Genomic DNA, 685 nt, shown 5'->3' with positions numbered 1-685 from the left:
GATCGCGGAAGAACAGCACCTTGTGCTTCAGCAGCAGTTCGCGCAGTTCGTCACGCAGGGCGGTGGTCAGCGGCTGGCGCAGGTCGATGCCGGCGATTTCGGCGCCAATCGTGGGTTCCAGGCGGGTGATGTGCAGGGTCATGCGGGTGTCCTCTCGTATGTGGGTTCAGCCTCCGCCTGGAGAGGGGTCGGATGTCGGGCCTGCACCCGGTGTGGGGGCAGGCAGGTTGGGTGAGTCAGATCACGTAGAAACCATGGGTGCCGTCGCGGGCCAGTTGGTCGACCAGGCCGAATTCCCAATCCAGATAGGCCTGCATGGCTTCCTTGGGGTTGTCGGTGCCTTCGTACGGGCGGCGGTAGCGGTCGATGCGCGGTGAGGCCAAGTGAGTTTCACCTTCTTCCAACGGCAGTTTCGCGTTGATCCAGCTAGCGGTGCCGTCCTGCAACAGGAACACCTGCTTGCCGGTGAGGGCTTCGACTTCGGCCACCGCCAGGCGCGCCAACTGGCTGCTGCCGCAGGTCAGCACGTAGCGTTGCGCGGCGGGCACCTTGGCCAGGGCCTGGGGCAGTTGCGCGCGCAGGGCCCACCAGGCACCGGGGATGTGGCGCTTGACGTAGTTGGCGCTGGCGGTGAAGTCCAGCACCACGGTGTCGCCATGGCCGAGCCAGTCGCTGAGGGTGTGCG

At 66.0% G+C, this 685-nt stretch carries 2 protein-coding genes; both read right to left on the bottom strand.

The genetic code is table 11. The annotated features are described in order from the left end of the window. A partial coding sequence (locus HX823_RS31605) for a TauD/TfdA family dioxygenase (protein WP_177078567.1) occupies positions 1-142 on the bottom strand: 142 nt, incomplete at its 3' end. 94 nt (positions 143-236) lie between these two features. Beyond that, positions 237-685: rhodanese-like domain-containing protein (locus HX823_RS31600; RefSeq protein ID WP_256350349.1), on the bottom strand; the 449-nt coding region annotated here is incomplete at its 5' end.

Source organism: Pseudomonas sp. P7759, from assembly GCF_013386445.1.
In the GTDB taxonomy this organism is placed as follows: domain Bacteria; phylum Pseudomonadota; class Gammaproteobacteria; order Pseudomonadales; family Pseudomonadaceae; genus Aquipseudomonas; species Aquipseudomonas azotoformans_A.
This window is presented reverse-complemented; position numbering and strand designations above follow the sequence as displayed.